At 71.4% G+C, this 14,698-nt stretch carries 15 protein-coding genes; 12 read left to right on the top strand and 3 right to left on the bottom strand.

Going from position 1 to position 14,698, the window contains the following annotated elements:
- Nucleotides 1-114: 114 nt before the first annotated feature.
- Nucleotides 115-699: a DUF6886 family protein gene (locus ACFSC0_RS09420; protein WP_377283196.1), complete on the top strand. Its 585-nt coding sequence runs from the start codon at nucleotides 115-117 to the stop codon at nucleotides 697-699.
- A gap of 43 nt (nucleotides 700-742) precedes the next feature.
- A complete protein-coding gene (locus tag ACFSC0_RS09415) occupies nucleotides 743-1,729 on the top strand; it encodes a malate dehydrogenase (RefSeq protein ID WP_377283197.1) in 987 nt (328 codons plus the stop codon).
- Between the two features lie 164 nt (nucleotides 1,730-1,893).
- Here the strand turns inward: ACFSC0_RS09415 and ACFSC0_RS09410 are convergent, their stop codons facing one another.
- Both ACFSC0_RS09410 and ACFSC0_RS09405 read right to left on the bottom strand, forming a co-directional pair.
- On the bottom strand, nucleotides 1,894-2,415 hold the full coding sequence (locus tag ACFSC0_RS09410) for a hypothetical protein (RefSeq protein WP_377283198.1): 522 nt from the start codon (nucleotides 2,413-2,415) through the stop codon (nucleotides 1,894-1,896).
- A 104-nt stretch (nucleotides 2,416-2,519) separates the two neighbouring features.
- Nucleotides 2,520-3,377 carry a lysozyme inhibitor LprI family protein gene (locus tag ACFSC0_RS09405; protein ID WP_377283199.1) on the bottom strand — a complete coding sequence of 286 codons (858 nt, stop codon included), beginning with the start codon at nucleotides 3,375-3,377 and terminating at the stop codon, nucleotides 2,520-2,522.
- Between the two features lie 94 nt (nucleotides 3,378-3,471).
- On the opposite strand from ACFSC0_RS09405, the gene ACFSC0_RS09400 reads away from it, so the two are divergent.
- Entirely contained in the window at nucleotides 3,472-4,011 is a 540-nt protein-coding gene (locus ACFSC0_RS09400) for a GNAT family N-acetyltransferase (protein ID WP_377283200.1), read from the top strand.
- A 36-nt stretch (nucleotides 4,012-4,047) separates the two neighbouring features.
- Here the strand turns inward: ACFSC0_RS09400 and ACFSC0_RS09395 are convergent, their stop codons facing one another.
- Complete coding sequence (locus ACFSC0_RS09395) at nucleotides 4,048-4,815, bottom strand: LytTR family DNA-binding domain-containing protein (RefSeq protein ID WP_377283201.1); 768 nt, start codon at nucleotides 4,813-4,815, stop codon at nucleotides 4,048-4,050.
- A 162-nt stretch (nucleotides 4,816-4,977) separates the two neighbouring features.
- Between ACFSC0_RS09395 and ACFSC0_RS09390 the strand changes: the two genes are divergently transcribed.
- The 9 genes from ACFSC0_RS09390 (at nucleotide 4,978) to ACFSC0_RS09350 (ending at nucleotide 14,678) form a co-directional block, all read left to right on the top strand.
- The gene (locus ACFSC0_RS09390) at nucleotides 4,978-5,484 is read left to right on the top strand and encodes a DUF2306 domain-containing protein (RefSeq protein ID WP_377283202.1); all 507 of its coding nucleotides are present in this window, start codon (nucleotides 4,978-4,980) and stop codon (nucleotides 5,482-5,484) included.
- Nucleotides 5,485-5,594: 110 nt separating this feature from the next.
- Nucleotides 5,595-6,794, top strand: coding sequence for an ADP-forming succinate--CoA ligase subunit beta (gene sucC, locus ACFSC0_RS09385; RefSeq protein WP_377283203.1), 1,200 nt, complete (start codon nucleotides 5,595-5,597; stop codon nucleotides 6,792-6,794).
- On the top strand, nucleotides 6,791-7,366 hold the full coding sequence (locus tag ACFSC0_RS09380) for a hypothetical protein (RefSeq protein ID WP_377283204.1): 576 nt from the start codon (nucleotides 6,791-6,793) through the stop codon (nucleotides 7,364-7,366). Before sucC ends, ACFSC0_RS09380 begins: the two co-directional genes overlap by 4 nt.
- Nucleotides 7,367-7,376: 10 nt before the next feature.
- Nucleotides 7,377-8,255, top strand: coding sequence for a succinate--CoA ligase subunit alpha (gene sucD, locus ACFSC0_RS09375; RefSeq protein WP_377283205.1), 879 nt, complete (start codon nucleotides 7,377-7,379; stop codon nucleotides 8,253-8,255).
- An 82-nt stretch (nucleotides 8,256-8,337) separates the two neighbouring features.
- Nucleotides 8,338-11,280 (top strand): 2-oxoglutarate dehydrogenase E1 component, encoded by a 2,943-nt coding sequence (locus ACFSC0_RS09370; protein WP_377283206.1) that lies wholly within the window; start codon nucleotides 8,338-8,340, stop codon nucleotides 11,278-11,280.
- A 38-nt stretch (nucleotides 11,281-11,318) separates the two neighbouring features.
- Complete coding sequence (odhB, locus tag ACFSC0_RS09365) at nucleotides 11,319-12,611, top strand: 2-oxoglutarate dehydrogenase complex dihydrolipoyllysine-residue succinyltransferase (protein WP_377283207.1); 1,293 nt, start codon at nucleotides 11,319-11,321, stop codon at nucleotides 12,609-12,611.
- Nucleotides 12,612-12,654: 43 nt separating this feature from the next.
- The gene (locus ACFSC0_RS09360) at nucleotides 12,655-12,786 is read left to right on the top strand and encodes a hypothetical protein (protein WP_377283208.1); all 132 of its coding nucleotides are present in this window, start codon (nucleotides 12,655-12,657) and stop codon (nucleotides 12,784-12,786) included.
- Nucleotides 12,787-12,792: 6 nt separating this feature from the next.
- Nucleotides 12,793-12,996 carry a hypothetical protein gene (locus ACFSC0_RS09355; RefSeq protein ID WP_377283209.1) on the top strand — a complete coding sequence of 68 codons (204 nt, stop codon included), beginning with the start codon at nucleotides 12,793-12,795 and terminating at the stop codon, nucleotides 12,994-12,996.
- A 116-nt stretch (nucleotides 12,997-13,112) separates the two neighbouring features.
- A complete protein-coding gene (locus ACFSC0_RS09350) occupies nucleotides 13,113-14,678 on the top strand; it encodes a tetratricopeptide repeat protein (protein WP_377283210.1) in 1,566 nt (521 codons plus the stop codon).
- Nucleotides 14,679-14,698 lie beyond the last annotated feature (20 nt).

The raw sequence follows: 14,698 nt of genomic DNA, 5'->3' as shown, positions 1-14,698 counted from the left end.
GGCCGGAAGGCCGATCCGGGACCCAGGCGCGCGGAGGGTGGGTCCCGGCTCTCCGCTTCGCTGCGGCCGGGATGACGGGTATGAGGTGACGCTCGGTCTCTGCGGCTGGACGCCATGCGCCTCTTCCACTTCTCCGACGATCCGGACATCCGCCGCTTCGTCCCCCGCCCCGTCGCCGTCCCCTCCGAGCGCGGCCCGGGGCGCGAGTGGCTGAACGGGCCGCTGGTGTGGGCGATCTCCGAAGAGCGGCAGGCGATGTACCTGTTTCCCCGCGATTGCCCGCGCATCCTGCTCTGGCCGACGCCGCAGACCAGCCACGAGGACCTCGCCGCCTGGTTCGGCGGGCGAAGCTGGCGGACGCTGGCCCACATCGAGTGGCGCTGGTTCGAGCGCCTGCGCACGGGGCGCCTTTACCGCTACGAGCTGCCCGCCGAGACGTTCGAGGATCTGGACACCGCCGGCATGTGGGTCTCGCGCGAAGCGGTGACGCCGATCGCCATGCAGGTGATCGACGACCTGCCGGCCGCGCTCGCCGCGCTGGACGTGGAGCTTCGGATCATGCCGACGCTGGCGCCCCTCAAGGACGTCTGGTCCACGACCCTGCACGCCAGCGGGATCCGGCTGCGCAACGCCGCCGGATGGGCCGAGGCGGGGGCGCCGACCCCCAGGCTGCTTGCGAGCCCGGAGCCGAGCGGCTAGACCGCCCGCCGACCGATCCCGCCTTCCGCTACGGAGCTAGTTCATGCCTACCAAGACCCCGGTCCGCGTGGCCGTCACCGGCGCGGCCGGCAACATCGGCTACGCCCTGCTGTTCCGCATCGCCTCGGGCGAGATGCTGGGCAAGGACCAGCCGGTCATCCTGCAGCTCATCGAAATCCCCGCCGAGGGCCCGCAGAAGGCGCTCAAGGGCGTGGCCATGGAGCTGGACGACTGCGCCTTCCCGCTGCTGCAGGACATCCAGCTGTTCGACGACCCGGCCAAGGGCTTCAAGGACGCCAACTGGTGCCTGCTGGTCGGCTCCAAGCCGCGCGGCCCGGGCATGGAGCGCGCCGACCTCCTGAAGGACAACGGCAAGATCTTCATCGCCCAGGGGAAGGCGATCGACGAGAACGCCGCCGACGACGCCCGCATCGCGGTGGTCGGCAACCCCTGCAACACCAACTGCATGATCGCCGCCAGCCAGGCCCGCCGCCTGCCCAAGGACCGGTTCACCGCCATGGTGCGCCTCGACCAGAACCGCGCGGCGGCCCAGCTGGCCAAGAAGGCCGGCGTCGCGGTGACCGACGTCTCCGACATCTACATCTACGGCAACCACAGCCCGACGATGTTCGCCGACTTCACCCACGCCAAGATCGGCGGCAAGCCGGCCGCCGAGGTGATCGGCGACGAGGCCTGGCTGAAGAACGAGTTCCTGCCCACCGTCGGCAAGCGCGGCGCGGCGATCATCGAGGCCCGCGGCCAGAGCTCGGCCGCCTCGGCCGCCAACGCCCTGATCGACCACGTCCGCGATCTGGCGACCCCGGGCGTGGTGCACGCCGTGGCCGTCCCGTCGACCGGCCAGTACGGCTTCGCCGAAGGGGTCTGGGCCGGCATGCCGGTGCGCTCCACGGCGAGCGGCTACGAGATCGTCACCAGCTACGAGATGGACGATTTCGCCAAGTCGAAGATCGCCATCACCAACGACGAGCTGGTCGGCGAGCGCGACACCGTCAAGGAGATGCTGGGCTAAGGGGCTCGGTTCACCCCACAGACCGCTCACCCCGGCGAAGGCCGGGGCCCAGATGGCGGGCGCGGACGCGGGCTCCAGCTGGCTCTGCGCTCGTCCATCCGAATCTGAGTCTGGGATCTGGATCCCGGCCTTCGCCGGGACGAGCGGACTGAGGGAGGCGTCTGCTACTCGTCCGCGAATTCCGGCGGCGGGATGAAGATCTCCTCCGGCGCCTCGAAGCCCTCGTCGGCGGCGAACGCCGGGTCGGGGATGGACTCAGGCTCGATGCGGGGCGCTGCGGCTTCCTCGGCCCGTTCGGCCGGCTCCGGCGGCGGGGGCTCCCGGCGCGTGCTCTCCGCGCGCGGTTCAGGCCCCCTCGTCACGACCACCGTTGGGGCGTCGGCGCCCGGCGGCAGGGTCTGCAGCGGGGCCGGCTGGACGGGGCCGCCGGGCACGACCGGCGCGCGGCCGGGCCCGACCTCGATCTGCACCATCTCGTCCGGCTTCAGCCCCAGGCCGTCGTCGTCGGCCACATCCGGCTTGGCGAACAGGCCGAACGCCACGCCCAGCACGGCGGCCGCGGCGACGCCGCCCATCAGGATCTTGCCGGCCCGGCTCCCGGCTCCGCGGCGCAGGTTCCGCACCGGGGCGGAGAAGCCGTTGTAGACCCCGGACGGGATGGGGCCTCGCTGGCCTTCGATCGACATTCGCTATGTCCTTTGACAAGTCCCGCCGTCGGAATGGACGAGCCGACTCCGCGGTTGCAAAGGCTCAGGCCAGATGTGATCGGCAGAGGTCTCCGCCGGGCCCGCTAGAAGCCTTCCTGGGCCTCGATGGCCATGTCGTTCAGCTCGGCGGTGCGCTGCTCGTAGATGTCGGCGACCGCGCCCGGCGAACGGCGGGCGGCCTGCTCGCGGATCGCCAGCCAGTCGTCCTGCTCGGCCCGAAGGTAGCGGCGCGGCACGCCGGCGGCGACCGCCCGCTCGTAGGCCCTGGCCAGGCGCCGGTCGGCGGCGGCCAGCTGCGGGTCGGAGCAGACCATCTCTTCGGAGAGGCTGCCGGCGTAGCGGCAATCGAAGCTGGGGCGCACGCGCGGCGGCTCGGGCTCGGTGCGGGTCGCGAGGCGCGGCTCGGGCGGCGGGCTCTCGGCGCGGGGCGGCGTCGCCGGACGGGCCGGCGCGATCGCCACCTGGGCCGGCGGGCCGAGTCTGGGCGCCGGCGGCTCGGCGGCCGGCGCGGCGGGCGCGGGCGGCGCGGGGACCGCCGCGAGCTGCGAGTCGGATGGTTCCGCCGGCGGGCTCGCGGGCGGCGGCGTGGCCTCGCCCTCCGGCTCGTCGCGCACCATCACCTGCATCTGGGGGACGGTGATCGCCGGCGCCTCGGCGGGGGGCCGGGCCGCCTGCATCTTCTGCGGCTCGCCGACAAGTTCGGGGCGGGCCACGACGCCGAGCACCGCGCCCAGCGCCACCGCGCCGGCGACGCCCAGCCACAGGGTCTTGCGCGAGCCCTTGCGCCGCGGCTCGCGGGACAGCGGCAACGGCTCCTCCGCCTGCGGCGGCGGCGGGGGCGGCCCGGCGGACGGCCGGTCCTTGGACGCCAGTTCGAAGACCAGCATCCGGTCGCCTTCAGGATTGTCCTTCGGGATGAAGTCGCGGGGTTGGTCGGCCATGGTCGAAGCTGCCTTGATCGCTTGGGCCCGGCGGGAGAGGGTCGGGAACTTGTCTCCCACCCTGCCGCGGAGCGCCTGAATTGGACCTGAACGCATGAGCCTGGGCCCGACGCTCACCACCGAGCGGCTGATTCTTCGCCCGCCCGCCGCAGACGACTTCGAACCCTGGGCCGCGTTCGCCGGGGACCCGGAGGCCGCGGAGTTCCTCGGCGGGGCCCAGCCCCCGGAGGCCGCCTGGCGGGTGATGTGCACCATGACCGGCGCCTGGACGGTGGCGGGCTTCTCCATGTTCTCGGTAATCGAGAAGGCGACCGGCCGCTGGGTCGGGCGGCTGGGCCCCTGGCGGCCGCTCGGCTGGCCGGGGACCGAGGTCGGCTGGGGCATCGCCCGCGAACACTGGGGCCGCGGCTACGCCACCGAGGGGGCGGCGGCGGCGATCGACTGGGCGTTCGACGAACTCGGCTGGACCGAGGTGATCCACTGCATCGATGCGGCCAACTTCAACTCCCAGGCGGTGGCGAAGCGGCTCGGCTCGCGGGTGCTGCGCCAGGCGGTGCTGCCCCCGCCGCTGTCCGTCCCCGTCGAGGTCTGGGGCCAGACGCGCGAGGAGTGGCGCGAGCGCCGCGGGAGGTGACGGGTAGGCCTTGCCGCCAACCAGTCACCGGCGGGCTCAGATCCAGCCCTTCTCCCGAAGCTCGCGGGCATAGGTCCGGCTGACCGGGACCTCCGACCCGTCCTTCAGCGTCAGCGTCGCGCGGCCGTCGTTACGCCGGGCGTCGACGATGGCGTCCCTCGCCACCCACCAGGAGCGGTGGACCTGCGCGCCCTCAAGGCCCTGCAGTTCGTCGACGGCGTCGGAGAGGCGCAACAGGATCAGGTCCTGCCCCTTGGAGGTGTGCAGGCGCAGGTAGTGGTCCTCGGCCTCCACGGCCCATACCTCGGCGCCGCGCAGCTTCAGCGGCAGGCGCTCGAGGAACTTCGGCGGGGCCGGCGCGGGCGCGGCGTCCTGGGCGCGGGGACCGGAGATCAGCACATTGAGCGCGGTCATAGCGCCCGAGATCGCCGCCACCGCCGAGAACAGCCACGGGAGCCGCGCGAGCGGCATCCGCTCGCCCAGGACCACGGCGGTCGCGAGCGCGACGACGCCCGTGAGGGTGGCGGCGAGCACCAGGGCCACCGCGATCACCCGCAGCCAGACGCCTTTCCGCGGCTCGCCGGGCCGGAAGAACAGCCTCGAGACGAACGGCCCCCAGAGCGCGCCGATCAGCAACAGCCCCACCCAGTAGGGGTAGCGGCGCGCGGCCGGCGCCTCGCCCGTGCCGAAGGCGCCGGAGAAGGCCAGGAACAGGCCGACGGCGGCGGCGATCGCCAGGCCCCGCACCCAGCCGGCAGGGCTGTCGTACGGGCTCCAGCGCCTGTCTGCGTCCTCGTTCGCCACGCCGATTCCCTTAGAGCCGGCGCTCAGATTGGCCGCCGTTCGCGAAGCGTCAACGGCAGGCCGCCCCGCCTGACGCAGGCGCCGCGGCGGTTCGTGAAGACGCTGCGGCGGGACGCAGGGGCCGGCGGCATATGGAGCGCGCTTCCTCCCCGGAGACGACCCATGACCTCGATTGAGCATTCCCCGCCCGCCGCCGCCTGGCCCGTCCGGGCCTCGCTGGCCGGCGCCGCCGCGCTGACCCTCGCGGCGGTCGCCGGCGCCCTGACCGGCCGCCCGCCCCGCCTCGAGCTGATCGCGCAGGCCGGACCCGCGATCCAGATCCACCTGGCCGCCGTCGTGCTGGCGCTGGCCGTCGGCGCCTGGCAGTTGCTCGGGCCCAAGGGCACGACGACGCACCGCGCCCTGGGCTGGACCTGGTCGCTGGCGATGATGGCGGCGGCGGGCAGCTCCTTCTTCATCCGCACGATCATCGACGGCTGGTTCAGCCCGATCCATCTGCTGTCGGTGATCACCCTCGTGGGCCTGCCGACCGCGATCTGGGCCGCGCACCGGCACGACGTGCGCCGTCATTCCAGGATCATGACCAGCATCTACCTGGGCGGGATGGTGGTGGCCGGCGGCTTCGCCTTCCTCCCCGGCCGGCTGCTCTGGCGGGTGTTCTTCGGGTAGCCTTGTTTCTTATTGTCAAGCGCAGTTGCCACCCGGTGACGGGGCGCCTATAACGCGCCCCGCTCGCCAACGAGGGCGGGCCATCCCCTCATTCGCAACCCCGCGGCCTCATGAACATTCACGAGCACCAAGCCAAAGCCGTTCTCGCGGAGTTCGGCGTAGCGGTCCCGCGCGGCTATCCGGCCTTCACCCCCGAGGAGGCCGCGCAAGCGGCGGAGAAGCTCGGCGGGCCGGTGTACGTCGTGAAGAGCCAGATCCACGCCGGCGGCCGCGGCAAGGGCAGGTTCGAGGGCCTCGGCCCCGACGCCAAAGGCGGGGTCCGGGTGGTCAAGTCGGTGGACGAGGTCCGCGCCAACGCCCAGGAGATGCTCGGCCGGGTGCTGGTGACCCTCCAGACCGGCCCCAAGGGCAAGCAGGTGCAGCGCCTCTACATCGAGGAAGGCGCCGACATCGCCAAGGAATTCTACCTCTCGCTGCTCGTCGACCGCGAGACCAGCCGGGTCTCGGTGGTCGCCTCGACCGAGGGCGGGATGAACATCGAGGACGTGGCCCACGACACGCCCGAGAAGATCACCACCTTCTCCATCGACCCGGCCACGGGCGTCTTCCCGCACCACGCCCGCGCGCTCTCCAAGGCCCTGGGCCTGACCGGCGGCCTGGCCAAGGAAGCGGCCACGCTGCTCGGCCAGCTCTACGCGGCGTTCGTCGCCAAGGACATGAGCATGCTGGAGATCAACCCGCTGATCGTCACGGGCGACGATCACCTGCGGGTGCTGGACGCCAAGGTCAGCTTCGATTCCAACGCCCTCTTCCGTCACCCCGACATCGTCGCCCTGCGCGATACGAGCGAGGAGGACGAGAAGGAGATCGAGGCCTCGAAGTACGACCTCTCCTACATCGCCCTCGACGGCGAGATCGGCTGCATGGTCAACGGCGCGGGCCTGGCCATGGCGACCATGGACATCATCAAGCTGTACGGCGCCGAGCCCGCCAACTTCCTCGACGTGGGCGGCGGCGCCTCGAAGGAGAAGGTCACCGCGGCCTTCAAGATCATCACCGCCGACCCGAACGTGAAGGGCATCCTGGTCAACATCTTCGGCGGCATCATGCGCTGCGACATCATCGCCGAGGGCGTGGTCGAGGCGGTGAAGGAAGTCGGCCTGAAGGTGCCGCTGGTCGTCCGGCTGGAAGGCACCAACGTCGAGCTGGGCAAGAAGATCATCGCCGAGAGCGGGCTCAACGTCGTCTCCGCCAACGACCTAGGGGACGGGGCCGAGAAGATCGTGGCCGCGGTGCGAGGCGCCGCGTGAAGCTGAGGGCCGCCGCAATCGGACTCGCGGCGGCGCTGGCGGCCGCGTCTCCCGCTGCGGCCGAGCCGCTGTTCGCCACCTTCCAGCGACTGTGCATCGCCACGGCGGCGGAATCGCAGGCCGCGCTCGCGGCCGCCGATGCGGAAGGCTGGATGCCGCTGCCCAAGAGCCTGATGGACGACCTGGACGACAGCGAGGACTTCCACCTCGATGACGGGCGCATGAAGAGCGACCGCGACGGCCTGCTGTTCATGTTGAACGGCGGCGGCGAACGGCGGATCGGCTGGGACAAGCTCGCCATCCGCATGTGCGCCATCGGGGCCATGCCGGGCGACGCCGCGCACCTGCGCCAGGCGGCCGCCGACTGGGCGGGCGTCGAGCCGAACGCCAGGCTCTCCGAAGACGGCGACATCGCCTACGTCGTCGAGGACACCGGCGCCGGCCATCGGTCGATCTCCGATCCTGACGATGCGGAAGCCAAGCGCCTCATCAAGGCCGGCAAGGTCAAGTTCATGTTCCTGAAGGCCGACGAGGAAATGGTCCTTGTCGCCTACGGCGTGCCCACCCTTTAGAGCCAGAAGAATGTCCATCCTCATCGGAAAAGAAACCCGCGTCATCTGTCAGGGCATCACCGGCAGCCAGGGCACGTTCCACACCGAACAGGCGATCGAGTACGGCACCCGCATGGTCGGCGGCGTGACCCCCGGCAAGGGCGGCACGAAGCACCTGGGCCTGCCGGTGTTCGACACCGTCGCCGAGGCGGTGAAGGAGACCGGCGCCGACGCGACGGTGATCTACGTCCCGCCGCCGTTTGCGGCCGACTCCATCCTGGAGGCCATCGACGCCGAGATCCCGCTGATCGTCACCATCACCGAGGGCATCCCGGTGACCGACATGATCAAGGTCAAGAAGGCGCTGGCCGGCTCCAAGTCGCGGCTGATCGGGCCCAACTGCCCGGGCGTGCTGACGCCGGACGCCTGCAAGATCGGCATCATGCCCGGAAACATCTTCAAGCGCGGCTCGGTGGGTGTTGTCTCCCGCTCCGGCACGCTTACCTACGAGGCCGTGTTCCAGACCTCTCAGGTGGGCCTCGGCCAGACGACGGCCGTCGGCATCGGCGGCGACCCGGTGAAGGGCACCGAGTTCATCGACGTGCTGCAGATGTTCCTGGACGATCCGGAAACGGAGTCGATCATCATGATCGGCGAGATCGGCGGCTCGGCCGAGGAAGACGCGGCCGAGTTCATCCGAAATTCACCGGTCAAGAAGCCTATGGTCGGCTTCATCGCGGGACGCACCGCGCCGCCCGGGCGGCGCATGGGTCACGCGGGCGCGATCATCTCCGGCGGCAAAGGCGGGGCCGAGGACAAGATCGCTGCGATGGAGGCCGCGGGCATCCGCGTGTCGCCCTCTCCGGCGAAGCTTGGCGAGACCCTGCTCGAGGTGCTGAAGGGCGCCTGAAGGCATTTGAGTTTTGTGAGCGGTCCGCGCTCGGCTCCTTCCCCAAGAAGCTCGCGGGCGATGGCCGCGGGATGCGGATGACATGGCGGACGACGCAGGTCTGATCAACGAGGTGCTCGCCGAGACCTCATTCCTCTACGGCGGCAACGCCGCGTTCGTGGAGGACCTCTACGCGCGCTGGGCGAGCGACCCCAATTCGGTGGAGCCGTCCTGGCGGGCGTTCTTCGCTTCGCTGCAGGAGAAGGTGGACGAGATCCGCGCCAAGCCGGCATGGACCCGGCCGCCGGTCAGCGGGCCGCGGCCCGAGTGGCTGAGCGCCATCGACGGCCTGTGGCCCGCGGTCGAGGCCAAGGTGGAGAAGGGCGTCCAGGCCCGCGCGCCGGCCGCCGCCAGCCCCGACGCGATCCGCGCCGCCACGCTCGACTCCCTGCGCGCCATCATGATGATCCGGGCCTACCGGATGCGCGGCCACCTGCGGGCCAACCTGGACCCGCTCGGCATCGCCATCACCCCCGGCGACGCCTCCGAGCTGGACCCGGCGACCTACGGCTTCACCGAGGCCGACTTCGACCGTCCGATCTTCCTCGACTACGTGCTGGGCCTGGAGACCGCGACGCTTCGCGAGATCCTGGCGATCGTGCGCCGCACCTACTGCGGCGACCTCGGCGTGCAGTACATGCACATCTCCGACCCGACCCAGAAGGCCTGGCTGCAGGAGCGGATCGAGGGCCGCGACAAGGAGATCGCCTTCACGCCCGAGGGCAAGGTCGCGATCCTGAAGAAGCTGATCGAGGCCGAGGGCTTCGAGCGCTTCCTGCACAAGCGCTTCCCCGGCACCAAGCGGTTCGGCCTGGACGGCGGCGAGGCGATGGTTCCGGCCCTGGAGCAGATCATCAAGCGCGGCGGCGCGCTGGGCGTGCAGGACATCATCATCGGCATGCCGCACCGCGGGCGCCTGAACGTGCTCGCCGCGGTGATGGGCAAGCCCTACCACATCATCTTCCACGAGTTCCAAGGCGGCTCGTCCCTGCCCACCGACGTCGAGGGCTCGGGCGACGTGAAGTACCACCTGGGGGCCAGCTCGGACCGCACCTTCGACGACAAGACGGTGCACCTGTCGCTGACCGCCAACCCGTCGCACCTGGAGATCGTCAACCCGGTCGTGCTCGGCAAGGCGCGGGCCAAGCAGGCCTTCACCCTGCGCGAGAACCCGTCGGCCGGCCGCAGCCACGTGCTGCCGCTGCTGCTGCACGGCGACGCCGCGTTCGCCGGCCAGGGCGTGGTGGCCGAGTGCTTCGCGCTCTCGGGCCTGAAGGGCTACTCCACCGGCGGGACGATGCACTTCATCGTCAACAACCAGATCGGCTTCACGACCAGCCCGAAGAACTCCCGCTCCTCGCCCTACCCGTCGGACGTGGCGCTGATGGTGGAAGCCCCGATCTTCCACGTGAACGGCGACGATCCGGAAGCTGTGACCTTCGCCGCCAAGGTGGCCACCGAGTTCCGCCAGCAGTTCGGCAAGGACGTGGTCATCGACATGTTCTGCTACCGGCGCTTCGGCCACAACGAGGGCGACCCGCCGGAGATGACCCAGCCCTTGATGTACTCGAAGATCAAGGAGCACCCCTCGACCCGCGAGCTCTACACCCGGCGGCTGGTCGAGGAGGGCGTGGTCACCACCGAACAGGTGGACCAGTGGATCAAGGACTTCGAGACCTTCCTCGACAACGAGTTCGAGGCCGGCAAGAGCTACAAGGCCAACAAGGCCGACTGGCTCGACGGCAAGTGGGCCGGCATGTCGCCGCGTCCGGACGAGCGCAAGGGCCGCACCAGCGTGCGCCCCGCCCGCCTGCTCGACCTCGGCCGCAAGATCACCGCCCTGCCCGAGCATCTGAACGTCCACCCGACCGTCAAGCGGGTCATCCAGGCCCGGCGCGATGCGATCGAGAAGGGCGAGGGGATCGACTGGGCGACCGCCGAGCACCTGGCCTTCGCCTGCCTTCTCGACGAAGGCTATCCGGTCCGCCTGTCGGGCCAGGACTCGATCCGCGGCACCTTCGTGCAGCGGCACGCCGGCATCGTCGACCAGAAGACTGAAGAGACCTACTTCCCGCTGCGCAACATCCGGCCCGGCCAGGCCCACTTCGAGGTGCTGAACTCGGCCCTGTCGGAAGAGGCGGTGCTGGGCTTCGACTACGGCTTCTCGCTGACCGACCCCAACACCCTGGTGCTCTGGGAAGCCCAGTTCGGCGACTTCGCCAACGGCGCCCAGGTGGTCATCGACCAGTTCATCTCCTCGGGCGAGCGCAAGTGGCTGCGGATGAGCGGCCTCGTCATGCTGCTGCCGCACGGCTACGAGGGCCAGGGGCCGGAGCACTCCTCCGCCCGCCTCGAGCGGTTCCTGCAGCTCTGCGCCGAAGACAACATGCAGGTCGCCAACTGCACCACCCCGGCCAACTACTTCCACATCCTGCGCCGGCAGGTGCTGCGCGAGTACCGCAAGCCGCTGATCCTGATGACGCCCAAGAGCCTGCTCCGGCACAAGAAGGCGGTCTCGTCGCTGGACGACTTCACCCCGGATTCGTCGTTCCACCGGGTGCTGCTGGACGATGCGGAAACCGGCCGCAACACCGAGATCAAGCTCAAGGGCGACGACAAGATCCGCCGCGTCATCCTCTGCTCGGGCAAGGTCTATTACGACCTGCTGGAGCGCCGCGAGGAGAAGGGGATCGACGACGTCTACATCCTGCGCCTGGAGCAGTTCTATCCGTGGCCGGTGAAGTCGCTGTCGAACGAGCTGAAGCGGTTCCAGAACGCGGACCTGGTCTGGTGCCAGGAGGAGCCGAAGAACATGGGCGGCTGGCAGTTCGTCGACCCGTGGCTGGAGCTGACCCTCGAGCGCCTGCCGGTGAACGCCAAGCGCGCCCGCTACGTCGGCCGCCCGGCCTCGGCCTCCACGGCCGCCGGCCTGATGAGCCGGCACCTGAAAGAACTCGACACCTTCCTCACCGAAGCCTTCGCTTAAGATCCACCGTTTGAGAGACCAGGAGCCCCGTTAGTCCCATGGCCGACATCATGACCCCCGCCTTGGGCGAGTCCGTCTCCGAGGCGACGGTGGCGCGCTGGGCCAAGAAGGCCGGCGAGGCGGTCCGCAAGGACGAGATCGTCGTCGAGCTGGAGACCGACAAGGTCAGCCTGGAAGTCGCCGCCCCGGCCGACGGCGTGCTGGAGCTGATCGCCGCCGAGGAAGGCGCCACCGTCGAGCCGGGCGCCCTGCTGGGCCGCGTGGCCGAGGGCGCCGCCGCCAAGCCGGGCGCGGCCGCGGCCAAGCCGGCCGCCGCCCCTCAGACCGCCGCCAAGTCGACCCCGCCCGCGGTCCCGGCCGGCGAGCTGCAGCCCGAGCCCACCGCCGGCAAGGCGCCGCCGACCTCGGCCCCGCTGGCCGACTACTCCGCCTCGCCCGCGGCCAAGGGCGAAGCGCCGATCATGGCCCCCTCCGCCCAGCGGATCGCGGCCGAGAACAAGCTGGAGCCGGCGGCCATCGAAGGCACCGGCCGGGGCGGCCGGATCACCAAGGGCGACGCCCTTGCGGCCCTCGAGGCCCGCGCCAAGGCCCCGCCGCCCGCCCCCGCGCCGTCGGCCCCGCGCGAGGTCCACGCGCGCGAAGAGCGCGTGCGGATGACCCGCCTGCGCCAGACGATCGCCCGGCGGCTGAAGGAGGCCCAGAACGCGGCCGCCATGCTGACCACCTTCAACGAGGTGGACATGACCAACGTCATGGCGCTGCGGAACCAGTACAAGGACGTCTTCGAGAAGCGCCACGGCGTGAAGCTCGGCTTCATGAGCTTCTTCGTGAAGGCCTGCGTCGCCGCCCTGAAGCAGATCCCGGACGTCAACGCCGAGATCGACGGCACGGACGTGATCTACAAGAACCACTACGACATCGGCGTCGCCGTCGGCACCGAGCGCGGCCTGGTGGTCCCGGTGGTCCGCGACGCCGACGCCCTGTCCATGGCCGAGATCGAGAAGACCATCGGGGAGCTCGGCAAGAAGGCCCGCGACGGCCACCTCGCGCTCGAGGACCTGCAGGGCGGCACCTTCACCATCTCCAACGGCGGGGTCTACGGCTCGCTGATGTCGACGCCGATCCTCAACGCGCCGCAGTCGGGCATCCTGGGCATGCACAAGATCCAGGAGCGGCCGATGGTGGTGAACGGCCAGATCGTCATCCGCCCGATGATGTACCTGGCGCTGTCCTACGACCACCGGATCGTCGACGGCCAAGGCGCGGTGACCTTCCTGGTGAAGGTCAAGGAGGCCATCGAGGATCCGCAGCGCCTGCTGCTCGACCTCTAGCTGCAGGGCGCGCTAGCGTGCGGCCTCCACCTCGGAGCCGCACGTGGCGCTGGTCCAGATCGCCCAGTTCGACGACGTCACCGAGGCGCAGGTCGCCGCCGGCGCCGTGCGCAGCGCCGGCATCCCCGTGTTCCTGCAGAACGAGCAGTGGGGACAGGTCGAGGCCTACATGTAGCGCGCCATGGGCGGCTTTCGCCTGTGGGTGCCGGAGGAGGAGGCCGAGGCCGCCCGCGCCTTCCTCGACGAACAGCGCGCCGGCTACGAGGCGCCCGTGCGCGAGGGCGGGCTCGCGCTCTCCGGCCTGACCTTGCTCGTCACCGGCCTTCTGGGCGCCGCGCCCGCCATGCTTCTCGCCCGATTGCGCAAGCCGCTCCGCGACATCTGAGCCCGCGCGGCGCCCGCGGCCGACCGGTGACACTTGGTTAATGCGGCCGCTAGGATAACGGGGAGCGCCTGATTCCCCGCCGGCGGACCGGCCGCCCGCAGGCGCGGACACCCGCGATGCCTTCCAACGCCCAGCTCGCGCAAAGCTCCGCCGTCCAGGCGAAGGCCGCGCGGCTGGAGCGGGCCGGCGACCTGCCCGGCGCGCTGGCGGTCTACGAGGCCGGGCTGGCGGCCTCCCCGAACGACGTCGACCTCCTCGCCGGCCTGGCCGCCCTGGCGCTTCGCATGGGCATGCCGGAGGCCTCCGCCGGGCTGTGGGCCAGGGTCTGCGAGCAGGCGCCTGACCGGCTGGACGCCATCGACGCCCGCGCCGGCGCGCTGAGGGCGGCCGGCCAGTTCGAGCACGCGCTGGCGCTGCTGGGCGCGGCCCTGGACGCGCACCCGACCGACGCGCGGCTGTGGAACTCCCTGGGCGTCGCCCATACCGACAAGGGCGATGCGGCAGGCGCGCTCGCCTGCTTCGAGGAGGCGCTGCGGCTGGACGGCCGGCTGGCCGCGGCGGCCTACAACCGCGGCGGCGCCCTGTTCGACCTCGGACGGCTCGACGAGGCGCGGACCGACTTCCAGCGGGCGCGCAAACTGGCCCGCAAGCCGCTGGACGCGGTGACGATCGATTTCGCCGAAGCCACCCGCGCCCTGGCCGCCGGCGACCTCGGCGCCGGCTGGGACGCCTACGAGGCGCGTCTGTCCCGCGACTGGGCGAACCCGGTGGTGTTCACCGCGCCGGGGCGGCGCTGGACGCCGGAGGCCCCCCTCGCGGGCAAGCGCCTCCTGGTCCTGGCCGAGCAGGGTCTGGGGGACGAGGTCATGTTCGCCAACCTGCTGCCCGACGTCCTGGAGGCGCTGAGGCCGAACGGCCGGCTGGCCCTCGCCGTCGAGCCGCGCCTGGTCGGGCTGTTCCAGCGCAGCTTCCCCGCCGCGGACGTGAGCGCCCACGCGACCGAGGCGGCGAACGGCCGCAAGCGCCGCTTCGCCCCCGGCCTGCGCGAGGCCGCCTCCATCGATCTCTGGACGCCGATGGCCTCGCTCAACCGCCGGTTCCGCCGCACCGTGGGCGACTTTCCCGCCACGGCCGGCTACCTGCGGCCGGACCCGGAGCGCATCGCCCACTGGCGCGCCTGGCTGGGAACGGGACCCGCCGTCGGCCTGACCTGGCGCAGCGGAAACCTGCTGGGCGTGCGCCGCCGCGAATACCCGCCGCTCGAGCTGTGGACGCCGTTGCTGCGCACGCCGGGGATCCGGCTGGTCAACCTGCAGTACGGCGACTGCGCCGACGAGCTCGCGGCGATGAGCGCGGCGGCCGGCCGGCCGGTGGACGAGCCGCCGGGCCTGGACATGCGCAACGACCTGGACGACCTGGCCGCGCTCTGCTGCGCCCTCGACCTGGTGGTCAGCGTCCCGAATGCGACGGGCGCCCTCGCCGGCGCCTGCGGCGCGCCGTTGCTGATGCTGTCCGGTCCGGTCGCCTGGCCGCGCCTGGGCACGCCCGCCTACCCCTGGTACCCGCAGGCCGGCTGCCTGGCCGCGCCGCGCTACGGCGAATGGGAGCCGGTGATGGCCAGGGCCGCCGCCTTCGTCGCCGAGCTCGCCGGCGCCGGACAGGCGCGCGCCGCCGCCGGCTGAACGGCGTTGCGCCGCCCTCA

The organism is Phenylobacterium terrae (genome assembly GCF_042681205.1).
Classification (GTDB): Bacteria; Pseudomonadota; Alphaproteobacteria; order Caulobacterales; family Caulobacteraceae; genus Phenylobacterium; species Phenylobacterium terrae.
Note: the sequence above shows the minus strand (reverse complement) of the source record. Positions and strands in the feature narration are given on the sequence as shown.

Excerpts from the sequence above, each read along its gene's own strand:
- odhB (WP_377283207.1), top strand. The coding sequence starts at position 11,319 with ATGGCCGACATCATGACCCCCGCCTTGGGCGAGTCCGTCTCCGAGGCG.
- ACFSC0_RS09405 (WP_377283199.1), bottom strand. The coding sequence starts at position 3,377 with ATGGCCGACCAACCCCGCGACTTCATCCCGAAGGACAATCCTGAAGGC.
- ACFSC0_RS09415 (WP_377283197.1), top strand. The coding sequence starts at position 743 with ATGCCTACCAAGACCCCGGTCCGCGTGGCCGTCACCGGCGCGGCCGGC.
- ACFSC0_RS09390 (WP_377283202.1), top strand. The coding sequence starts at position 4,978 with ATGACCTCGATTGAGCATTCCCCGCCCGCCGCCGCCTGGCCCGTCCGG.
- ACFSC0_RS09350 (WP_377283210.1), top strand. The coding sequence starts at position 13,113 with ATGCCTTCCAACGCCCAGCTCGCGCAAAGCTCCGCCGTCCAGGCGAAG.
- ACFSC0_RS09410 (WP_377283198.1), bottom strand. The coding sequence starts at position 2,415 with ATGTCGATCGAAGGCCAGCGAGGCCCCATCCCGTCCGGGGTCTACAAC.
- sucD (WP_377283205.1), top strand. The coding sequence starts at position 7,377 with ATGTCCATCCTCATCGGAAAAGAAACCCGCGTCATCTGTCAGGGCATC.
- ACFSC0_RS09420 (WP_377283196.1), top strand. The coding sequence starts at position 115 with ATGCGCCTCTTCCACTTCTCCGACGATCCGGACATCCGCCGCTTCGTC.
- ACFSC0_RS09355 (WP_377283209.1), top strand. The coding sequence starts at position 12,793 with ATGGGCGGCTTTCGCCTGTGGGTGCCGGAGGAGGAGGCCGAGGCCGCC.
- ACFSC0_RS09400 (WP_377283200.1), top strand. The coding sequence starts at position 3,472 with ATGAGCCTGGGCCCGACGCTCACCACCGAGCGGCTGATTCTTCGCCCG.
- ACFSC0_RS09370 (WP_377283206.1), top strand. The coding sequence starts at position 8,338 with ATGGCGGACGACGCAGGTCTGATCAACGAGGTGCTCGCCGAGACCTCA.
- sucC (WP_377283203.1), top strand. The coding sequence starts at position 5,595 with ATGAACATTCACGAGCACCAAGCCAAAGCCGTTCTCGCGGAGTTCGGC.